Source organism: Arachnia propionica, assembly GCF_037055325.1.
Taxonomy (GTDB): domain Bacteria; phylum Actinomycetota; class Actinomycetes; order Propionibacteriales; family Propionibacteriaceae; genus Arachnia.
This window is the reverse complement of record NZ_CP146373.1, coordinates 1,653,402-1,674,222: the sequence shown is the minus strand read 5'-3', so window position 1 is coordinate 1,674,222 and position 20,821 is coordinate 1,653,402. Positions and strand designations below refer to the sequence as shown.

The window sequence follows — 20,821 nt, the reverse complement described above, 5'->3', positions numbered from 1 at the left end:
GGGCGTCAGCCCGGCCCCTTCTCACATTTGGGGGTGTTAGTTGCTACCGGTCTTCGGCAGGCCCGGCTTGTGGGCGGCCGGGGGATTAGCGGGAGCCGGGGCCGTCACAGTGGTCGTGGCGGTCGCGGTTGGACGGCTGGCGTCCGTGCCGTTGGGGGTGCAGTTGTTGCCGTTGCCGGAACGGTTGTTGCCGTTCCCGTTCTGGTTGGCTGCGGGATCGTTGCCGTTGCCGTTTCCATTCCCGTTGCCGGTCTGGTTGGCCTCCGTGCCGTTGGCAGCACGGTCGTTGCCGGTCTGGCTGGCGTCCGTGCCGTTGTTGGCGCAGTTGTGGCCGTTACCGGTCTGGGTGGTGGTTTCCGTGCCGTTGTTGGCGCACTTGTTGCCGTTGCCGGTCTGGTTGGCCTCCGTGCCGTTGGCGGCGCGGTCGTTGCCGGTCTGGCTGGCGTCCGTGCCGTTGTTGGCGCAGTTGTGGCCGTTACCGGTCTGGGTGGTTTCCGTGCTGTTGTTGGCGCAGTTGTGGCCGTTGCCGTTGCCATTCCCGTTGCTGTTGGCATTGCCATTACCGGTCTGGTTTGCGTCCGTGCCCGTGGGCTGGCAGGGGTTCGCAGGCTGCGTGGGCTGGCAGGGGTTCGCAGGCTGCGTGGGCTGGCAGGGGTTCCCGGGCGGGGGGGTCTCAGCCTTCGGCGGAGTTGTCTCCGTCGCGGGTGGGGTCGGCGTCGGCGTGGGCTCCGGGGTCGGGGTCTGCTGCGTGACGGACCAGCTGATCTTGCCCTGAATCTCGGTGGTGACCTCCTTGTTGGAGCCGATGATGATGGTCTGGCCGTGGGGGCCGCCTGCGACCGCATCCTTGGTGATCAGCAACTTGCCGGCGTAGACGCTACCCGTGACAGAGCCCTTGAACTCCTGCTCGCCCGAGGTCATGTCGGCTGGAACCTTGAGGTACAGATCGGTGTCGGCAGGGACGGCGTTCAGATCAACCTTGGCGCCCTGTGCGTTGATCAGTTCGTACTTGAGTTCGCTGGTCAGCTTGAAAGTGGCCTGGCTGGACTTGAACCGGATCGGACCGACCTTGCCCTCGGAGCCGTTCTCGCTGCGGGTGAAGGTGATGCCGCCGGTCTCGGCCTCGACGGTCGGCTGCTTGCTCTCCTTCAGTCCGGTGTTGGTCTGCCCGGTCAGGTAGGTGAACAGCTTCTCGACGCGGGTCGTCGTCGCCTGGTCGGCGTTCGCCAGGCCCAGCCACTTGTAATCATTGGTGAAGTGCCAGATGGCCGCCTGGGTGGCGGTGATGGCCTCCTGCTCGGTCAGGCCGGCGATGCCGCTGGCCTTGGTGAGCTCAGCCATGTCGGTCTGGGGGTAGCTGCGCTGGGCGATCCAAGCGACCTTGGACTGTATCTCGGCGTTGTCCTTGAACTTGTTGGTGCCTGGGAAGTCCTTCCAGTCGCCGACGCGGAGATCAGATTCGTACTTGATGTCGACGTCGAGCTCGATGCAGTAGGCCTTGATGGCGCCTTCCTTGCTCGCCGAGGTGTGCACGGTGAACAGGTTGGTCTCGACGTGGCCGGAGGCGCCGTCTTGCCTCGTAAAGTTCAACTGGAAGCCGGATACGCGCTCGTCGTGCGTGCCGACCTTCGGGTATCCCTCCGGGTAACTGTTCGAGTGGTCCTCGGCATGCGCCATGGGCGTGCCAAGGGTAAGGGTCGCCGCAAGAGTTGCGGCTGCTGATGCCAGGAGCTTCCGCGCCCTGGCGCGCGATGAAGCAGCTTTCATAAAACTTCCTCAATTCTTTAGGATTTTACAACCCCCGGTTAGGGGGTTTGCTGCCCGCCCAAGGGGGTGCTGTGTGAAGCATAACCCACGAGGGTCAACTTTTGGGAAGCGGAGTCTTGCAGGAAGCGGGTTTCGGGCTATCTCCCTAGTGGGAGGCCATCTGCTTTGGTTAATTGAATGCTCTACTTTTGGTGATCCCGGCTTCGTGGGATGGCGAGGTGATGTGGCTGCGAGGAGGGAGGTCGTGGTGCGTGCGGGGGACTGAATATTCCGCGACTGAACACAAATCGTGATTGTGTGCAATTTCTGTTCGTCGAGGAGGGAAATTGGGGCGAGGTTGCTCGAGCCGCCCACTCGCGTCAACGAATGGGCGACTCGAGTGAATGGGACCTTTCCTGTGGTGGAAAAGGTCGCCCGGAAACTACCTGTCCGTTGTCGGGGGCACCTGGCAGACGAGGGCCTCGTAGGGTTCCATGGGGCCCGAGCGGTCAGTGGTGGTGCCGGTGATGATGTCGAGGTTCCGGTTACGGTGGCGTCGCCGCAGGGGATGGCCTGACAGGTTCACCTCGATGAACCAGCGCTCGCCGTTGTGCTCCCGGAACCAGGCGAAGTAATCCCTGACGTCGATGTCGATGAAGCGAATCGAACCCAGGCTCAGTGTCGGGTTAGAGCGGCGCAGCCAGATCAGGCGGCGGTAGTAGCGCAGCACTGAGTCGGGGTTGTGTTCCTGGGCGGCGACGGAGTAGCCCACAGAGTCGTCGAAAGCCCGGATCCAGGGGGTTCCGCGCGTGAACCCCCAGTGCTCGTCGCGGTCCCAACGCATCGGGACGCGGGCGTGGTCGCGGGAACCGGCCATGATCTTTCCCCAGGCCCCGGGGCCTTCGGCAGCCAGGAGGTTCAGGGATTCCACGTCGCGCAGTGCAGACTCGTCGGGGAAGTCCTGATTGACGGCCCCGATCTCCTGGCCCTGGAAGATGAACGGGGTGCCGCGCATGGTCAGCAGGATCGTTGCGAGGGCCTTGCCCAGCTGGTCGCGGAACCGGGGGTCGGGGTTGACCTTGGAGATCATGCGTGGGTTGTCGTGGTTCTCGAAGAACAGACTCATCCAGTCATCGGAGCCCAGCCGTGACTGATAGTCGATGTAGTAGCGCTTCAGGAAATTCAGGTCGTAGGCGTACTCGTCCCAGCGCACATGCCCCGGGGTCTCCAGGTGGTCGAAACTGAAGATCAGGTCTAGCTCGTCTCGCTGGGAGCTGGTGAGCAGGCGGGCCACCTCGACGCCCGCGCCCGGGGTCTCGCCGATCATGATGGGTCGGGCGTCTGCTCCCGGTTCCTCGTGGCCCGGTTCCACGTTCTTTCGGATGAAAGCCTCGCGGCGCAGCTCCGTCAGGTGGTCGTGCAGGTGGGGGCCGTGGAAGTAGTGTTCCACGCCCGTGAACCCCATCACCTGGCCGACGGTGGCGTTGCCGTCGGGCAGGCCACTGCGCTTGGAGATGTAGTTGATCACATCCAGGCGGAACCCGTCGATGCCTTCGGCAAGCCAGAAACGCACAATGTCGGCCACCTCGCGACGCACCGCCGGATTGTCCCAGTTGAGGTCTGGCTGTTCGGGGGTGAACAGGTGCAGCGCCCACTTCTCGCCGATACGACGCCAGGCGGGTCCGGAGAAGAACGACGTCCAGTTGTTGGGTGGTGTCTCGGGGTCGCCGTCACGCAGGAAGTAGTAGTCGCCATGTGCGCCCTCCGGATTGGCCAGGGCGTCCTTGAACCACGGGTGCTCGTCGGAGGTGTGGTTGACCACCAGGTCGAGGATGATGCGCATTCCGCGTTCGTGGCAGGCGGCGATCAGGCGCCGAAGGTCGTCGATGGTGCCCATCTCGTCCATGACGCACCGGTAGTCAGCGATGTCGTAGCCCATGTCCTTGTTGGGGGAGGTGAAGATGGGCGAGAGCCACAGGCAGTCGACGCCCAGGTCGTCCAGGTAGGGGACCTTCGCCAGGATGCCGGGCAGATCGCCGATGCCGTCGCCGTTGCTGTCCGCGAAGGAACGCGGGTAGATCTGGTAGAACACCGCCCGTTTCCACCACGTCGCAGCGATGGGGCCATCGAGGCGGGGAGGTGAGTCGGGGCAGTCGGCCAGTAGATCGACCAGGGTATCGACGAAGCCGGGGCCGAATGCGCGTCCCAGGATCGTGTCGAGCTGCCGCAGTCGCAGCCGCGAGATCAGAGGATTGCGCACCCAGGCGGTGCTGCGCCCGGTCTGCAGCAGCATCTTGTCGATGATGTCGCGGCCGAGCGGGTGTGCGTAGATCTCGGCGACGGTGGCGTTGCGATCTGGTTTCACGGGTCAATGGTGCCGTGTTCCGCTGCAGGCGGGAAGGGTTTCTCGCAGGAAATCCATCAGTGTGCTGCACAGTGGGGGATCCCGTGCAGCAGGAGAGGGGAAAGTTGTATGTTCCGTGCATGATGAAGTTACGCAGAATCGGCATCGTTGCCGTGGTCCTACCTCTCGTGCTGGTGCTCAGCTCCTGCATCCGGATGCGCCAGGAAATCAACGTGAATAGCCGGGAAAAGATCGAGGTCAAAGCCGACTAAGGAGTGTTGAAGGAGAAATCGCAGTCGGGCGGCGTCAAGGATTCCGATGCAGTCTGCCAGCGTGGGATGAGCTCGGTGAAACTTCCAGGCGACTTCAAACAGGAGGGCTACCAGGACGACAAGTACATCGGCTGCAAGGTCTCCGATATCAGCCATCTCAGCTTCGACGAGTCCAGCAAGCAATGGAGCTTCCACAGGCCGGGCAGTAATTCGCAGGGAATCAGCGCAAGCATGATCACCGACTCTGAGGTCAAGGTGACCTTCCCGGGCAAAGTTCTCACCACCAGTGGCACAGGGGAGATCTTCGGCAACACTGTCACGTGGAAGGGCCCGGCCGACTTGACTAGTTCCGAGGGCCTGAAAGTGACCGCCAGCAATGCCCCTGACCTGACCTGGCTGTGGGTTGTGCTCGGGGTCATGGTGGTGGGCGACGCTGTGGTCGCCGTCATTCTGGTGCAATGCGGCAGGGCGAAGGCCGCTCGCCCCGGTCCTGGACAGCCCGGTTCGCAGGGTGGATTCCAGGGGCCGGGTAATTTCCAGCAGCCCTCCGGGTAACAGGGATACCCGTGCCAGGCTGGTCAGCCGGGTCAGCAGCGGTATCCGGGTCAGCAGGGTTAGAACCCTTGGCGGTGAGATGCCGCGGTGAGGGGTTGGGCGGCGCCGCCCAACCCTTTCTCTGTCGGTGGCGGTTGTTAGGGTCTCGCCCATGACTGAACTGAACGCCCAGCCCGACGGTTTGAGAATCCCCGACGAGCTGCTCAGGGGCGTGATTGATCCCAAACTCGAGGAATACCTCCGCGACATGATCTGGACGCAACTCGTGAGGGGAAATGACGACATCGACGACCATGCCTACGAGATCGCCTGCGCAGTGGAGGATGAGAAGGGCGAGGGTGGCACGCTGTCCGAGGCGCAGTGCCGCGCCATCGCTCAGTACTTGATCGATGCGCGACGCACCCAGCAGGCGGGATTTGGGGATATACCCGCCGGAAAGCTGGACCGTGCCTTCGAGGCGCTGCGCCGGGCCCATGTCGTCGCGGAGCAGGATTTCACCTGCTGCAACACCTGTGGGCATGCGGAGATCGAGGGCGACCAGGGCGACCTGGGGTATGTGTTCTTCCACCAGCAGGACACCGAGAGCCTCGCGGAGGACGGCAGCACCTACCTCAGCTACGGCATCTTCTGGCCTGCGCACATCAGCGAGGAGGAGTACAAGGCTTTGAGCAGCTCCCAGCGTGAGGAGCTCTACGATGCCACGACCATCAAGCTGATGAAGACCGTGGTCATCCCGATCCTCCAGGAACACGACATAGGTGTCAGCTGGGAAGGAAACGTGGAGACCCGCATCCTCCTCACCGACGTCGAGTGGTACGTTCCGCTGGTCCCGGCGGGGCAGAGCTGAGGACGGGGCCGCTCAACCGGGGAAGGGTCCCACGGGTTCGGGGCGAAGTTTCTCTGTCAGGGCCGGTGGCAGGGCCAGCAGCTCCGGCTGGTTGAGTTCCCCGGGCATGATCCACGGGGTCTTGCCGGTGCGTGGCTGGGTGGTGCGGCGGAGTCTCTCGCCGTCGCTGACCAGCCAGTTCGTCCAGGCTCGCGACACCACCCCGGCCAGCTCCAGGGCGCGATCCTGGCAGGTCGCAGGCCAGGTCTTTGGGAGCTGCGGTTCCGTGGGGAAGGTGGGCTCCACCAGCTTCTGGCCCTTGCGGGAGGCTGCGTAGGAGCGCACGGCCTCAACGATGGCGCGCTGGTGGCTGCGGGTGGCATCGATGAACTCCTCGAGTAGCGTCGTCGGGTGCCCATTGCTGATCGGCAGGCCGGCAAGGTCGCTTCCGGGAGTGGTGATGACGACGCGCTCGCGGGTCAGCGAGTGCACTTTCTTCAGGGCGTGTTCATCGGTCAGGCCTACCACGACGGCGTTCGTGCTGGATGCCTCGGCGGTGTTGGTGCGGCTGACGAGCCAGATCGCGACCGCATCAGAACGTCGATCCACCGCGGCGAAACCGAGCATGCTGCCTCCTGGAGTTGAGTCCCCCAAACCCTAGCCCGCCGACACGCGTGGCCGCGAAATCGGGGTGACTTCTGGCCATTGGTTGGACACAGTCATGGTTCTTGACGATGGTCTCTGACAGACTGGCGGGGTGAGTTCACTTCCCCTTACCTCGGAGGACCTGCTTCGGTACCGCCGCGTCCTGGATGAGGCGCTGGCGACCGACAAGCTGGATTCTGCGCAGTACCGGACGCGTATCAGAGCGTTGGTGCTCGCCGTGAGCAAGAGGGACCTGAACGCCTTGATCAAAGATTTGGTTCCAGCGGTCGGGCAGCCGGGGTTCACTGACGAGGGGCACGAGGTTCCTGTGCCCCTTTCCTCGAAGCCGGTCGAACCGAGACCCCGACCCTGGGAAATGTTCCAGACGAGCCAGTCCTCCCCGATCGATTCTTTTCCCTCGCTCCCGGGCGAGGAGGAAGATGTCGTCCCCGAGGAAGATCTCATCCCTGATGAGGACACCGCCCTGCTGGGTGAGGTCGGGGTCGATGAGGGCACCGCCCGTCTGGAGGACGTCCGTATTGACGAGGATGATGTCCATCGGAAGAAATCCCAGGTTCAGACGGATGAGGAGCCGCCAGAACCGGTGATGGCTGCCTCCCCGGGGTTCCCCGAGGCGGACGGACCTGCAACTCACGTGGTTCCGGTCGTACCATCCGCACCGCCCGCGGTGTCCGCCGAAACTGTTCCGGGTGAACTGGTCCCGATCAGGCAGTGGTCGGTTGAGGTGTCCTCCGTCGAACAGGCGTCGACATCGACGGCATTGGCGCCGGTCGGGCAGAAACCGACCGCCGAGCTCTCGCGGCGTGGGCAGAGGTCAACGGAGGTGTCCCAGGTCGAATCACGATCGGAAGCAGCGCTCTCACCGACCGAGACGGATGATGACGGATCGGTGAACCGGGTTGTTGTCGTCATGGTGCCTTCTGCGCCCTCGCCGGACGAACCAAGCGTGATCACATCATCCTGGGACGAGCTGCCCTCGGCTGATCCCTCATGGGTGACATCGCTGATGGAACCGGCTGAACCGGCCACAACTGAACCTATTCAGGCTGAACCTGTTCAGGCCGAAGCTGTTCCGGAGGAAGCTGTCCAGGCTGAATCTGCTCAGGCCGAAGCTGCTCCGGAGGAACCCGTCCAGGCCGAGGAGACAATGGACGTGCCGGAACCGGAGGAGACGGAAATGATCACCCGTATTTCCGCTCCGATCAACTTCGATGATTCCGAGGCGCCCACCCAGATCCTGGATGCCATCAAGGACCTGTCGATCTTTCGGGAGGATGCGGCTCCGGTCGGGGAGAAGGTCGAACCACCACAGCCGGTGCTCCCGTATTCCGCGAACCAGCCACTTTCCAGCACCCCAGCTGATCCGATGGCGCAGGCCATCCCGTCGTCATCGGCGGGTCACGCGGTCCCCCATATGCCGCCTCCGGTTCCCGAGCCGTCCCCGGCCACCTTGGCAGCCATGCCTCCGCCGGCTCCTCCCGTGCAGACCCCCTGGGCCCCCCACGGACATGATCCTCTCGCAGCCATGCCGCCACCTCCGGACCCAGCGGTGCCGGCGTCCCCGGCCTTTGATTCGGGCCACGGTGCCGCTTCCGCCGTCCCGCCGTACGTTCCACCGCCGTCCTACGGGCACTACGAGCTCGGTCTGCCGCCTCCGTCAAGCGCCCCCTATCAATCCGCGGTCCCGGTCTACAGCTCACAGCCAGTCGGTCGGCAGGCCCCGAAACGCCGCAGCCCCTGGGCCTGGGTGATCGTGACCTTGATGGTGGTGGCGTTGTTGGCGTGGATCGCCTACCTGGTGTTTTTCCCGCAGACCAGGCGCTCCGCGTCGGAGCTTTTCTCGCAGCCCTGGGACCAGGGTCCATCCGTGGTCCTCCAGGGTGAGACGAGCCAATGAGAGACGCGTGAGCATGGGCTGACGATACCGGGTACCGCGCATCCAAGGTCGAATTACACCCGTGTAGTTTTGCCCAGCTGTGGAAAAGTCTGTGGGAAACGGGTCTCTCTGGCCTGTCTTTCAGGGACTCGAGGAACTGAACCACTCGACCGAGTTACAGCCGTGTAGTTCTACCCAGGTTGTGGAAAAGTCTGTGGAATCAGGTGGTCGCGGTCCGCCCGCAAAGACCCGACGCCCCCGGAACACCCGGCCCGGGAAGCAGCGGACATGCTCAGGCGGTGTTTCCTCAAGGAGACAGGGGCGATTCGGGGGCGGCCAGGACCGGCAGCCGCATGGTGAACTTCGCCCCGGCGCCTGGTTGGTTCCCTGCCCGGACCGAGCCACCATGGGCCTCGACGATGTGGGTGACGATGGCCAGACCGAGGCCGGTACCCGGGGTGTTGCGGGCCCGGTCGGAGCGGTAGAACCGGTCGAAGATGTGTGGCAGGTCCTCGTCGGCGACTCCCGGACCCGAATCGACGATCGTCAGCACCCCGGCCGAGGTCAACTCCACCCAGATCTCGCCGTCGCTGGGGGAGAACTTCACGGCGTTGTCCAGCAGGTTCGTGATGGCGCGTTCCAGCGTGGGGGCATCTCCCAGGATCGGGACCGGCTCCAGGGTCGTGTGGAAGGTGATGTTCGGTCCGCGACGGGCTGCACGGGCCAGCGCCGCCTCCACCACCTCCGACAGGTCGAGCCGCTCCGGCTGACGCTGGAGATGGTCGTCGCGGGTCAGGGCCACCAGGTCGCCGACGAGGGCTGAGAACTCACCGAGCTGGGCGGAGACGTCGTCGAGGATTTCGGAGCGAGCCCCTTCCGGCAACATTCCGGACTTGTCGTCGGCCACCAGCAGCTCGATGTTGGTGCGCATCGACGTCAGAGGGGTGCGGAGTTCGTGGCCCGCATCCGCGATCAGCTGTCTTTGCTGTTCCCGTGAGGTTTGGAGACTTTTCAGCATCAGGTTGAAACTGCGCGTCAACTCACCCAGGTCGTCGCGGCCATAGATGCGAATCGGGTTCAGTTGATCGGTTTGGGTGACGTTCTTCACGGCGGTGGAGAGGCGCCGAACCGGCATCAGGGCGGTCTGCGCCATCCACAGAGCCGTGAGGGTCGTGGTCAGGATCCCCACCAGCCCGGACAGCGCGATCACCAGCCACAGTGAGTTCAGCGTCGTGTCCAGCGATGTCAGGGGCCGTGCGTAGAGAATGGCGTAGCTTTGCGGCTGGCCGGCGCGATCCCGGGCTCGTACCGGCACTGATACGAGGCGATACTGCTGACCGTCTCCCAGCTTCACGGAACGGGCACGATGCCCTTGTTGCATGCGGGCGACGGCGACCTCCCCGGCCTCGGGGGCCAGCGCCAAGGATTGCTTCCCAGCCTGGACGGTTTCTCCCGTCGATGTGGTGACAGCCAACAATTCCTGGGAGGTGCCGAGCCCGGGGCCGAGATTGTCAAGATTCCTGATGTCGGAGTTGATGATCGCGGCGGTGGTGCGGGCAGCCGACAACAATTCGCGATCCAGCTGGTCGCGCAGTGAGATCCGCGTGGACAAATAGGCCGTGGAACCGACCAGGAGCACGGCCGCGGCCACCGATATCCCGGTCAATGAAGCCAGGCGAGAGCGGAGCGACTGGCCCGTGATGAGCCTTTCGATGCCCCGCCGGAACCGGATCCAAAACGAACCGATCACGGGGCGGTTTCACGCAGCACGTAGCCGACGCCGCGGACCGTATGTATCAGACGGGGCAGGCCGCCCGCCTCGGTCTTACGACGCAGGTAGCCGATGTAGACCTCGAGAGAGTTCGCGGTGGCGGGGAATTCGAATCCCCACACCTCGTTGAGAAGGGTGTTGCGCTCCATCACGCGGCGGGGATTTTCCATGAAGGCCTGAAGAAGGGCGAACTCGGTGCGGGTCAAGGAAATGTGTTTTCCCGCGCGGGTCACCTCCCGATGCTGTGCATCCAGCGTCACATCGCCGAACACGAGGACCTTCGAGTCGGTTTCCTGAATCGGTTTCGAGCGCCGTGTCAGGGCCCGCAGCCGTGCCAGCAGCTCGTCGAGGGCGAAGGGTTTGACCATGTAGTCGTCGGCGCCGGCATCGAGACCGTCCACCCGGTCACCGACGGCGTCACGAGCCGTGAGGATCAGGATGGGAACGTCATTGCCTGACTGTCGCAGCATGCGGGTGGTTTCCAGACCGTCGAGACGAGGCATCATCACGTCCATGATCACCGCATCCGGGGTGTGCCCTGCCAATTGCGCCAGCGCCTCGACGCCGTCAGCGGCAGTCGTCACCTCGTCGCCGGAATACTTCAGGGACCGGGCCAGCGAGTCACGCACGGCCTGGTCGTCGTCCACCACCAGGATCTGCATGGCACAAGCCTGCCATCAAAAACCTGAAACCCAACGAAAAACACCGGTGCGGCAGGCAAACTACCCCGGGGAGGTACAACGCGGTGCACGTGGGAGGGTCCATCAGTCTGCGAAATGCGACCCGGGGCCGGGTTTGTTCCGGTGTTCGTCCGCGGAGCCCTTAGGGTTGCTGCCCATGGCAAAGGTCGTGTTTGTGTGCTGGGGCAACATCTGCCGTTCCCCGATGGCGGAGCGGGTGGCCCGTGGAATGGCCGCCGAGCGGGGTCTCGACGTGGAGGCCGACAGCGTCGGCATCTCGTCCGAGGAATCGGGCAACCCCATCGACCGACGGGCCGCCGCCGTGCTCCGCGAAGCCGGGTACTCCGCCGACGGGCATCGGGCCCGGCGGGTCACCGCCGACGACCTCGCCTCGGCTGACCTCGTCGTCGCCGCCGAACGGTTCCACATCGACAGGCTCGAACAGCTCTGCCCCGACGCCACCTATGCCCTCATCAACGACTTCAATCCTGCGATGCCGAAGGGCCAGGACCTCGACGACCCTTGGTACGGTCCCGCCTCCGGGTTCCGCAGCACCCTGGCTGACATTGAGGCCGCCATGCCGGGCATCCTCGACGCCCTCACCTGATCCCGCCTGTCTCGTCGCAGGCGATGCGTTGTTCCGGACACCGGCGTGCGCGTGTGGGTTGTCGCGATACCCTGTGAACTTCCTCGCAGAAAGGCCTCGTGATGCTCAAAGGACGCAGCTTCACCAAGGAAACCGACCTCACTCCTGCCGAGTGGGTGGCCGTCCTGGACCTCGCCGCCCAGCTGAAGGCTGAAAGGCGGGAACGACGCGAGGTCAAACGGCTGGTGGGCAAGAAGGTCGCCCTGTTGTTCGAGAAAACCTCTACCCGCACCAGCTGCTCCTTCGACGTGGCCATGACGGAGCAGGGCGGCTATGCCACCCGTCTCGATACGGCTGGGTCGCAGTTCGTCCACAAGGAGTCGGCTGCTGACACGGCTCGTGTACTCGGTCGCTGGTACGACGGCATCGAGTACCGCGGTTTCGCCCAGGAAACCCTCGAAATCATGGGGCGCTATGCCGGGGTTCCCGTCTACAACGGCCTGACCGATTCCTGGCACCCCACCCAGATGCTCGCCGACCAGCTCACCATGCTGGAGCACTCCGGCAAGCCCCTGGAGGAGACGTCGTGGGCCTTCATCGGCGACGTGCGCAACAACATGGGCAACTCGAACCTGATCTCAGCCGCCATGGTCGGCGCCGACATCCGTCTGATCGCTCCCACACAGCTCCAAACCACCGACGAGATGCGCGCCCAGGCCGAGGCCATCGCCGCGAAGACGGGGGCCCGCATCACCATCACCGATGACATCGCGGAGGGCGTGAAGGGAACTGATTTCCTCCACACCGATGTGTGGCTCTCACTCGGGGAACCGAAGGAACTGTGGGCTGAGCGCATCGAACTGCTGAAGCCCTACCAGGTCAATGCGGACGTGATGGCGGCCACTGGGAACCCGCGGGTCAAGTTCATGCACTGCCTGCCCGCCTTCCACGACCGCAACACCACCGTCGGGGAGGAGATTTACCAAACCACCGGACTGGATTCGCTGGAGGTCACCGACGAGGTCTTCGAGTCGGAGGCGAGCATCGTCTTCGACCAGGCTGAGAACCGGATGCACACCATCAAGGCCATTCTGGTGGCAACCCTCGCTGACTGAGCCTCCACTCTTCGGTCGACTGCGCACCTGCGGTGCGTGGTGTCGACTCAGCCGTAGACCGTGAAGATGACGTGGCGACGTTCGGCTGCGGCTTCGAGGTAGAAGCTGCGCAGATCCGACAGCGACTCCAGGGCGTAGTCTTCTTCCTCCGGTCCGTGTTCCGGGCCGCGCAGTTCCTCGGGCATTTCGGTGTAGGAGCGACGGAAGTCGTCGTCGCCGAAGGTGTCCAACCACCGGGCGATCTCCGTCACCTCGTCAGGGCTGGAGTGGGTGACCCAGACGTCGTCGTCCTCGTGGAGGGTGCGGGCCCCGCCGATGACCCCTCGGGCGGGCCATTCGTCGTCTTCGCCGTCGGGGGCCAGGGCGTTGTGGATGGGCTCCCATGCCTTGTCAGTCTGGCATGCGCGGTCGAAGAGTTCCTCGTCCTCTTCGAACTCTTCCAGGATGTCCGCGAGGTCTTCCTCGTTGTCCGTCAGGCGGGAGACGTCAGCTGCGTCGAGGCGGAGGTGAAGTCCAAGCATGGTGGCAGCTTAAGGGGACATCTTGGAGGGAGAACAGAATCTTTCCTCGTGAATGTCACTTTCTGATTCGCAGGATGCCGTTCACGTGCGATGCCAGTGCGACGGCCACCTGCATGGTGGTTCTGTTCTGCTGGTCGAGGAGCACGAGGTCGGTCCACCAGGTGAAGGTCTTCGGGGGATCGTGGAGAGCGGCCCTGGCCTCGGTGCCGTCCTGAATCGGTTTCGGGGTGTGTACCCGCAGCAGTGGGGTTCCGGTTTCAGAGAACATGGTGCTGAGTGCGCCATTGCTCCACTGGGTCACCATGCCCGATCCGATGATGGCACCGAGAACCAGCTGCTGGAGTTCGAGGGTGGGGGGAGTGTCGCTCAGGAGAACCAGCTCAACAGCCATCAGTGGTGTTCCTTCCCGGGGTGATCGACGGGGGTGCCCCCCAGGGCTGTGGCCAGTCTCTCTTGCTCCAGGGCGTGTATGAAGGAGATCATCTGAAGCCAGAAGTCGTCGCCCCGGCTGAAACGCACCAGCATGCTGGGGGCTTTCTTCAAACCGACGGGGGTGACGTCGTGGGTCCGGGAGATTTCCTCCATGTCGATGCGTAGGTCACGCACGGCCGGAGGGCCGATGAGCGCGGCCAGTGGCACCTCGCCGTGCCGTTGAATCGCGAGCTGCCCGAGAGAACCGTCTCGTTCCTCCGCCTCGCCGTAGGAGATGATCGCGATGTTGGGCCGGAAGCGGGTCCCAAGCTCCATCAGTGTCTCCGTGATCGCCGGGTGCATGGCGAGGGAGGCCCCGTCGGGAAGACCGATTGGCTGTCCGTAAGGACCGGTTGGCAGCAGTCCACGTGTGTGTTCCAGCAAACCCTGGTCGGTTCTGGCGACGGCGATGCTGACCATGGCGCCCCGGTCGCTTCGCCCGAGATGGCGGCGGGTGAGTGGCATCTGTTGTTGCAGGGACGTGGTGATGGCGGTGAGATCCCAGGGTGTGGCCAAGGGCTCGCACTCATCCCACCGGATGAGGCGCCCGCCCCCGAGTCCAGAGACCATGTGCTCTGCCACCCTGCCGCACCGGGTGCTGTTGCGCGCGCGTTCTCGCGAGAAAACCTCGAAGAAGAAGGTTCCCAGTCCGGGTTGATCCTGTCCCCGTTCGAAGGACGACAATGTGGGACGATCCGGGGAGAGGTCCTGCCACAGGTCGGCCATACCGGAGATGAATACTCCGGTGGTGGCGTCGTGGTCGCGGCCCTCGGGATCCTGCACCACCCAGCGGCCACCCGCGTTTCGCAGCTCGTCGGCGACGAACCACCCGATGTGGGCCGAGGCCTTGGTGAGCAGCACCGGTCGTCGCCCGTCGTGGCGTGCCTCAAGGATGAAGGAACGTATCGGCTCGGTGAGGATCACCTGGTCGCACTCTGAGACGAACAATCGGATGCCCGGTTCCCAGAACTCGGCAAACTGGGGGTCTGAAGTGGTCATGACTCAGGCTACTGCGCAGCAAGGAAGGCCGGGGCCACACGTGAATGGGTTAGCAGACCGACCCGACCATCTTCGCGATGAGCTCCATCCGGAGTAGTCGCCTGTCGCGTAGGCGGCGGGTCCCGTCATGATCAGGCGAGTTCGAGCCGGGTTGAGGGGCCGTGTCGAAGGTTCTGATCATGTGGTGGTTTGGCTGTGGGAGTAGACGCGGGTGGGGATGTTGTGGTCGTGGAAGTGTTGACGGAGGCGGTTGGCGAGGTCGCGGTTGTCGAGGTGCCATTCGTTGTGGGCGGTGGGTGGGATGGCCGCGATTTGGTGGGTGGCGTGTTGGGCCCAGCCTTCGATGATGGTCTCGGGGAGGTTGGTGGGGAAGCCGCCGAGGGCGGTGAGGAAGATTTCTTGGGGGTGGGGTTGGTTGGTGGCAGGGTCGGGGACGGAGCGCCAGACGTGTCCGTGGAAGGGGAGTTCTTTTCCGTGGGGGTCTGTGATGACGTAGACGGGGAGGGGGCTGCCGTCTTCGGGGAGTTCGAGGCCTGCTACGTAGGCCTGGAAGGTTGGGTTTCCGTAGAGGGGGGTGGGGGCTCCGGGGCGGTTGGGCCATACGAAGTTGCTGCGTTCGGGGAGGAGGCCGAGTGCGTGGCGGGTGCCGATGTGTTCGAGGTGGTCGGCGAGTTGGGCGAGGGTGGTGCCGGCTTGGTCGGAGATGGCTTCGAAGTACAGGCCGCCTTCGTATTCTTCGATGTTGGTGACGGGGTAGCCTGCGAGTTCTCGGGGGTGGAGGCCGCGTACCCAGGAGACGAGCCCAACGAGGGGAACCGCGTCCCATGAAGCGGTTCGGGCGTTGATCATGTCCTGGTTGAAGGTGGTGTTGATTCCGGAGATGTAGTCGGGGTGGAGGTGTTTGGCAGCTGAGCGGACCAGTTCGGACAGCATGGGGAAGGTCGACCTGTGAAGAATGAGATCGAACGTCTGCTGCTCAGCCTGATCGACATCCCTGTGAAGCCGGAACCGTCCCACGGAGTTTTCCAACGCGAGGTTGTCGTCATCGCCATCGAGGTAGGCCTCACCTGAGACGCCTTCGGAATAGACCGGTGAGCCGTCCGCATTTCGAACGCCTGGAACCTTTCTGGTTGAGATGGCGGATGCGATGACCTCGGCGTCGGTGCTGCTGTTCTCCTCGATGATGAACCAGTTTCCCTTCGACTCCGGAACTATTTCTTCTGCATCCTTGAGAAATCGGGACACCCCGGGGGTGAAGTCTCGTAGCGTCCCGTCCGGGTTGAACCAGATGGCGGTGAAACCATGCCACTCAAGAGGGGTTTCATGCGTGTCGTGATTTGTCATTTTATTCCTTTACTTTAGGAGACTTGTGGGATATATATCTTGATGGGGTTTCTTGATGAAGCTAGGTTTCCCTGAAAGGGTTTTTCTCGGTCGAATCTGATGCTTATTTTTTGATGTCATTCCTTGATGGGATTGAAGTAGATGTCGACTTGGCTTTGTAGTTTCGGTGGGAGTCCTTTCCGGACCTCGTCTGCGACGATTTTTTCCTGGAAGTGCCACTCGAGCTTTGCTCCCCTCGGCATTGCTTCCAGTTGGCGCCTCATTTGATCGTAGAAGTCGTTCATGGTTTGGATGCGCTTTGTTTCCAATCCCTTTGATTTTCCGAAGAGCCAGCCGTACTTGTTCTTGGCTTCGAGGAAGACCTCCTGTGGGTTTCCGTTGCCGTCCTTGCGCCAGACGTGGCCATCGAAGTCGACTGGTTGCCCGTCGGATTTGCGGACAATGTACTCCTGTATCGCGAAACTCTTCTCGTTCGCGTTCAGGGTGTGATCGACCCCGGTGACGTGCTTCTGGTACTCGGCGGCTGCCTTGGACATCCCGCGGTTGCGGGTCTGCCATTCCCCGGGACCGCCATCGGAATCTCCCGGGGTCGGGGTTCGGGGCTTGTCGAATCCGGGTCTTGTGTCGCCGGTCCATTCGTTGCCCATGTGGGGATCCGGGTGCGGTAGGCCGTCGGGATAGTAGTCAGGATTCGTTCCCGGGGGCAGATGCTGGGGTGTGCGACCTGATGCGGAGTTCGGAGCCGAGGGGTTGGTTCCGTCGGAACCGTGAGCCTGATGATCGCCAGCGTCTGGGTGAGGATCGTCAGTGGCTCGGCGTGGTTTGGCTGAGTTCTCGGAGCGCTTGCCGGTGCCGGGGGTGGGATCCGCGGTGTGATGGACGACGTCGAAGTTGTTGGCGATTCCCCTGCGTCCATTGTTGGGCGCGCCAGCGTAGGCGGGTTGGCGACCGTGTCTCTTGCGGATCTCGTTGGCCAGGTTGTCGGCCGTCTCACCGAGTTTGTCGATTCCTTCGAGGATCTTCTGGTTGCCCTTGTGCATCCAATCCTTGAGGGATGCGTTGAAGTTCTTGAGCCCGGTTGTGAATCTCGGGATCTGGTTGCGCAGGTACGTGTGGCCGGGTGTGGAATTTTGGGAAGCAGGCCGAGCTTGCCCAAGGTCTTCAGAGCGGCCGCTTTTCCGAAGAACCCGAGCCCCAGCTCGGTTGCGGTGGCGATGGGATCGTTCGTCCACTTGTGCCAGCCGTCCTTTCCGGCCCAGTGGGCGTCGAGATCGAAGCCCACCATGTCCGACCCGGCGCGGGTAAAGACTTCTAAGCGTTCGCGTTCCCATTCGCTGGGCTTGTATCCTCCCCACACGATGAAGGGAGTCACGATAACGGATACGACCAGCGATGTGCCCAGGTCTGTGATGCCCACCGCACCGCTCCAGATCGTGTTCCACGTGTTCCCGATACTCCAGCCGTGCTCGTCGAAGCCGGCGAGGCGTTTGGTGCCGTCCCAGGCCTCCTGAAGGAACCGACTGGCCCCCATGTTGAAGGAGTCAGCGCAGTTTTTTGCTTGACGTTCCCCGGGGGCTCCCCAAGGCATGGGCCCCATCTGCTCCAGTTCTTCGAGGGTGGGGGCCGGAGGAGCTGGAATGCACACCGTCGAGTCCGTTTTGTTGATCTTGTCCGCGCACTCGCTGACGGCTTGAGCGATCTTCACGTAGATTGCGTTGTATTTCGCCACGAACTCGTTGTTCTTGTCGACGGCATGCTGATGGCGTCGCCAGTCGGTCTTCTCCGTCTTCAATGGTGGCGCGGCACCAATCCATCCCACGCCGGCGGGCCGGGGAATCGTGACGCTCGAATCCGGCACCTGTTCATCGTATCCGGCCTGAGCCTCTTTCCGGAATTCCCTTGCATCCTTATCCAGGTCTTGAAGCTCTTTTTTTATCGTGGTCATCGTGCTGGCATAATCCTGGATGGCCGATCCCGATATTACCAGTGCAGCCCTGATCTCAAAGGAGGGGATGGTGGTTTTCAGCATCAAGCTGTACACCTGCTCCTGTTCCGGAGACTCGTAGATGGCAGGTAACCTGGACCATGACTCCCTGATCGCAGTCGTCCGTGAAACGATATCGACGCCCATGGAGCGCAAGGATTTGCCAGCGGAATCGATCGTTTCGGGATCCAGGGTTTCCGGTTTGCAAGGAAAGGCGTCTGGGTTTATCAGGCCCGTTTCGTCCACTGGAGCGTTTTCGCCCGGCATGTCCTACTCCTCGCCCTTGTAGCCGTGTTGATCGAAATACGAGAAGTCCCCAGATGCTGCTGAATTAAACATCTCCCTCTCGAAGTTGTCAGCCATCTCCTGTTGGGCTTGCTCGTAAGAAATCGTTGCATTTCCCACGCCCACGATTCCGGCGTTCACGTGCGATGCCACCGTGTGCAGGTTCTTCTTCTGGGTTCCCATCACCCGATTCAGTGCGGCTGGAATGTATCCAGCGACCTCCGGGCACCACGACAAGGCAGCCTCGATGGCTTCGAGGTCTTTCTCGGAAAACGTGGCGGCCAGGCCCTCCTGCTGCCCGGAAACCTCCAGCAGCACCGCCCTTACCGCCGAGGGGACGATCTTCCACTGCGACATCAGCAGTTCCCTTTCTACAGTTCAACGGCGACATTCGTGCCCGCCGTGCCGGCCCCCGGTACAGAACCCAACCGAAGAAGCCCCGGCGCCCGCAACCCCCGGGTTGCACGAGAGGTCAGGACGTCTCGTATCGGGACCTGACCAAAATCGACCCGACTTCGAGCAATACCTGTGAACGATTGACGCGCGTCGACTCCGTGTCGACCAAAAAGACGACACGAGTGCGCCTCGTGTCGCATGTAAGGGCGTGGGGTGGCTCCCAGGGCGGGTGGATGGAACCAACAAATCTCGTCGGAGGAATTGTAGGTTTTCGGCCTTTGGAGGAAACCTACGTACTCGTAGGCTACGGTTGCGTAGGTTTTAGGAGAGGTCATGAAACACGACATGGTGCAGTTGCTGACCCCCGATGGGCAGCGCGTCGAGAACCCCGAGTTCTCCTTCGAGGGAACCGACGACGACCTGACCCAGTACCTTCGGGACATGGTGCTGGCACGGCGGTTCGATACCGAGGCCACGGCCCTGCAGCGGCACGGCGAACTCGGTTTGTGGCCGCCTGCCCTCGGCCAGGAGGCCGCGCAGGTCGGCTCCGCTCACGCCCTCGGAGCCCGCGACGTCGTCTTTCCCACCTATCGGGAACACGCCGTTTTCCTCGCTCTCGGTTTGCCCTTTCAGCAGATCCTGGCCCTGTTTCGGGGGTGTGACGCCGGGGCCTGGGATCAGCTCGACCGGTTCCGTAACTACCAGATCATCATCGGCTCCCAGACCCTCCACGCCACCGGCTACGCCATGGGATTGCAGCTGGATGGCCTCGTCGGCAACGACGATGGCGACAACGCAGCCGTGATCGCCTACCACGGCGACGGGGCCAGTTCGCAGGGCGACGTCAACGAGTCCTATGTGTTCGCGGCCAGCTACAACGCCCCCGTGGTTTTCTTCTGCCAGAACAACCAGTGGGCGATCTCCGAACCCATCGCGTTGCAGTCGCGGATCCCGCTGTTCCAACGCGCCCGGGGATTTGGGTTCCCCGGGGTGCAGGTGGACGGCAACGACGTGCTGGCCGTCCACGCCGTCACCCGCTGGGCCCTGAAACGTGCCCACCAGGGCGAGGGTCCCACTTTCATCGAGGCCTTCACCTACCGGATGGGCGCCCACACCACCTCCGACGATCCCACCAAGTATCGCCTCGACAAGGAAACCGCCGAGTGGGCCGGTCGCGACCCCATCACCCGCTTGACTGCCCACCTGAAACGGCAAGGGGTCATCGACGACGCCTGGCTGGCCGCCCTCGACGCCGATGCCCGCGACTTCGGTGCCGAGATCCGCGCCGCCATCCCGAAGCTGACGGACCTGACCATGGATGAACTGTTCGACAATGTCTACGCCGAGAACACCGTCGCTCTGGAGGCGCAGCGCCGCGAGTACGCCGAATGGGCAGTGGGGGAGCAGGCATGAGCACCATGACGATCGCCAAGGCCATCAACCTGGGCCTGCGTCGTGCCCTCCAGGCTGATCCGAAGGTCCTGATCACCGGCGAGGACGTCGGGAAACTCGGTGGTGTGTTCCGCGTCACGGAGGGCCTCCAGGCGGAGTTCGGAACCAACCGGGTCATCGACTCGCCGCTGGCGGAATCGGGAATCATCGGCACCGCCGTGGGATTGACGATGCGCGGCTACCGTGTGGTCGCCGAGATCCAGTTCGACGGTTTCGTCTTCCCTGCCTTCGATCAGCTCGTCACGCAGGTCGCGAAACTGCACGCCCGCACCGCCGGGCGCCAGCCGATGCCGATGGTGGTGCGCATCCCCTACGGCGGTGGCATTGGGGCCGTCGAGCACCACTCCGAATCCCCCGAGGCCTACTTCTGTCACACCCCTGGGTTGAAGGTGGTCACCCCTTCCAACCCGCACGACGCCCACTGGATGATCCAGCAGGCCGTCGCATCCCCAGATCCTGTGATCTTCCTCGAACCCAAACGCCGCTACCACGTCAAGGGGGAGGTGGACTCCGAGCAGCGGCCCGTCCCCATGCACCAGGCCGGAATCCTGCGGCAGGGAACCGACGCCACCCTCATCGCGTGGGGGCCGATGGTGCGCACCTGCCTGGACGCCGCCGCCGTCGCCGCAGAGGAGGGCACATCGGTGGAGGTCGTCGATCTCAGATCCCTCGCGCCCATCGACTGGGTGAGCTTGGCCGCCTCCGTGCGTCGTACCCGCCGTGCCATCGTCGTCCACGAGGCGCCCCGCACCCTCGGGCTGGGCGCGGAGATCGCCGCCCGCCTCCACGAGGACCTGTTCTACGACATGGAATCCCCGGTGCTGCGCGTCACCGGCTACGACATTCCCTACCCGCCGTCGCGCTTGGAAGGCGAGTTCTTGCCGTCGGTGGACCGCATCCTCGACGCCCTCGACCGTTCCCTGACCTGGTGA

Annotated in this window: 19 protein-coding genes; 8 read left to right on the top strand and 11 right to left on the bottom strand. The window is 63.3% G+C overall.

Going from position 1 to position 20,821, the window contains the following annotated elements; all coding sequences use genetic code 11:
* Positions 1 to 36 precede the first annotated feature (36 nt).
* Both V7R84_RS07775 and V7R84_RS07770 read right to left on the bottom strand, forming a co-directional pair.
* Positions 37 to 1,677 (bottom strand): thioester domain-containing protein, encoded by a 1,641-nt coding sequence (locus V7R84_RS07775; RefSeq protein ID WP_338567705.1) that lies wholly within the window; start codon positions 1,675 to 1,677, stop codon positions 37 to 39.
* Positions 1,678 to 2,188: 511 nt separating this feature from the next.
* Positions 2,189 to 4,111: an alpha-glucosidase gene (locus V7R84_RS07770; RefSeq protein WP_338567703.1), complete on the bottom strand. Its 1,923-nt coding sequence runs from the start codon at positions 4,109 to 4,111 to the stop codon at positions 2,189 to 2,191.
* Between the two features lie 119 nt (positions 4,112 to 4,230).
* Here V7R84_RS07770 and V7R84_RS07765 point away from each other — a divergent pair, with 119 nt between their 5' ends.
* The 3 genes from V7R84_RS07765 (at position 4,231) to V7R84_RS07755 (ending at position 5,764) form a co-directional block, all read left to right on the top strand.
* Positions 4,231 to 4,362: a hypothetical protein gene (locus tag V7R84_RS07765; protein WP_338567700.1), complete on the top strand. Its 132-nt coding sequence runs from the start codon at positions 4,231 to 4,233 to the stop codon at positions 4,360 to 4,362.
* A 6-nt stretch (positions 4,363 to 4,368) separates the two neighbouring features.
* Positions 4,369 to 4,917, top strand: coding sequence for an LppM family (lipo)protein (locus tag V7R84_RS07760; RefSeq protein WP_338567697.1), 549 nt, complete (start codon positions 4,369 to 4,371; stop codon positions 4,915 to 4,917).
* Between the two features lie 151 nt (positions 4,918 to 5,068).
* Entirely contained in the window at positions 5,069 to 5,764 is a 696-nt protein-coding gene (locus V7R84_RS07755; protein ID WP_338567695.1) for a DUF6891 domain-containing protein, read from the top strand.
* A gap of 12 nt (positions 5,765 to 5,776) precedes the next feature.
* Here the strand turns inward: V7R84_RS07755 and V7R84_RS07750 are convergent, their stop codons facing one another.
* A complete protein-coding gene (locus V7R84_RS07750; RefSeq protein ID WP_338567692.1) occupies positions 5,777 to 6,370 on the bottom strand; it encodes a hypothetical protein in 594 nt (197 codons plus the stop codon).
* A 130-nt stretch (positions 6,371 to 6,500) separates the two neighbouring features.
* Between V7R84_RS07750 and V7R84_RS07745 the strand changes: the two genes are divergently transcribed.
* Complete coding sequence (locus tag V7R84_RS07745) at positions 6,501 to 8,306, top strand: hypothetical protein (protein WP_338567689.1); 1,806 nt, start codon at positions 6,501 to 6,503, stop codon at positions 8,304 to 8,306.
* Between the two features lie 286 nt (positions 8,307 to 8,592).
* Here the strand turns inward: V7R84_RS07745 and V7R84_RS07740 are convergent, their stop codons facing one another.
* The gene (locus V7R84_RS07740; protein ID WP_338567686.1) at positions 8,593 to 10,035 is read right to left on the bottom strand and encodes a HAMP domain-containing sensor histidine kinase; all 1,443 of its coding nucleotides are present in this window, start codon (positions 10,033 to 10,035) and stop codon (positions 8,593 to 8,595) included.
* Complete coding sequence (locus V7R84_RS07735; RefSeq protein WP_338567683.1) at positions 10,032 to 10,718, bottom strand: response regulator transcription factor; 687 nt, start codon at positions 10,716 to 10,718, stop codon at positions 10,032 to 10,034. The genes V7R84_RS07740 and V7R84_RS07735 overlap by 4 nt, the downstream gene beginning before the upstream one ends.
* A gap of 175 nt (positions 10,719 to 10,893) precedes the next feature.
* Between V7R84_RS07735 and V7R84_RS07730 the strand changes: the two genes are divergently transcribed.
* On the top strand, positions 10,894 to 11,343 hold the full coding sequence (locus V7R84_RS07730) for a low molecular weight protein-tyrosine-phosphatase (protein ID WP_338567680.1): 450 nt from the start codon (positions 10,894 to 10,896) through the stop codon (positions 11,341 to 11,343).
* 101 nt (positions 11,344 to 11,444) lie between these two features.
* Entirely contained in the window at positions 11,445 to 12,437 is a 993-nt protein-coding gene (gene argF, locus V7R84_RS07725) for an ornithine carbamoyltransferase (protein WP_338573857.1), read from the top strand.
* A 47-nt stretch (positions 12,438 to 12,484) separates the two neighbouring features.
* Here the strand turns inward: argF and V7R84_RS07720 are convergent, their stop codons facing one another.
* The 6 genes from V7R84_RS07720 to V7R84_RS07695 all read right to left on the bottom strand — a co-directional run bounded on the left by V7R84_RS07720 (position 12,485) and on the right by V7R84_RS07695 (position 18,398).
* Positions 12,485 to 12,958, bottom strand: coding sequence for a YfbM family protein (locus V7R84_RS07720; RefSeq protein ID WP_338567677.1), 474 nt, complete (start codon positions 12,956 to 12,958; stop codon positions 12,485 to 12,487).
* A gap of 55 nt (positions 12,959 to 13,013) precedes the next feature.
* Positions 13,014 to 13,349: a hypothetical protein gene (locus V7R84_RS07715; RefSeq protein ID WP_338567675.1), complete on the bottom strand. Its 336-nt coding sequence runs from the start codon at positions 13,347 to 13,349 to the stop codon at positions 13,014 to 13,016.
* Positions 13,349 to 14,428, bottom strand: a complete 1,080-nt coding sequence (locus tag V7R84_RS07710) for a DUF6177 family protein (protein WP_338567672.1) — start codon at positions 14,426 to 14,428, stop codon at positions 13,349 to 13,351. The genes V7R84_RS07715 and V7R84_RS07710 overlap by 1 nt, the downstream gene beginning before the upstream one ends.
* 177 nt (positions 14,429 to 14,605) lie before the next feature.
* Positions 14,606 to 15,772 (bottom strand): hypothetical protein, encoded by a 1,167-nt coding sequence (locus tag V7R84_RS07705; RefSeq protein WP_338567669.1) that lies wholly within the window; start codon positions 15,770 to 15,772, stop codon positions 14,606 to 14,608.
* Positions 15,773 to 15,888: 116 nt separating this feature from the next.
* Positions 15,889 to 16,812, bottom strand: a complete 924-nt coding sequence (locus V7R84_RS07700; protein WP_338567667.1) for a Tox-REase-5 domain-containing protein — start codon at positions 16,810 to 16,812, stop codon at positions 15,889 to 15,891.
* Positions 16,813 to 18,026: 1,214 nt separating this feature from the next.
* Positions 18,027 to 18,398: a DUF6507 family protein gene (locus V7R84_RS07695; protein WP_338567665.1), complete on the bottom strand. Its 372-nt coding sequence runs from the start codon at positions 18,396 to 18,398 to the stop codon at positions 18,027 to 18,029.
* A 372-nt stretch (positions 18,399 to 18,770) separates the two neighbouring features.
* Between V7R84_RS07695 and pdhA the strand changes: the two genes are divergently transcribed.
* Together pdhA and V7R84_RS07685 are read left to right on the top strand one after the other, a co-directional pair.
* Positions 18,771 to 19,850, top strand: a complete 1,080-nt coding sequence (gene pdhA, locus V7R84_RS07690) for a pyruvate dehydrogenase (acetyl-transferring) E1 component subunit alpha (RefSeq protein WP_338567663.1) — start codon at positions 18,771 to 18,773, stop codon at positions 19,848 to 19,850.
* Positions 19,847 to 20,821, top strand: coding sequence for an alpha-ketoacid dehydrogenase subunit beta (locus V7R84_RS07685; RefSeq protein WP_338573748.1), 975 nt, complete (start codon positions 19,847 to 19,849; stop codon positions 20,819 to 20,821). The genes pdhA and V7R84_RS07685 overlap by 4 nt, the downstream gene beginning before the upstream one ends.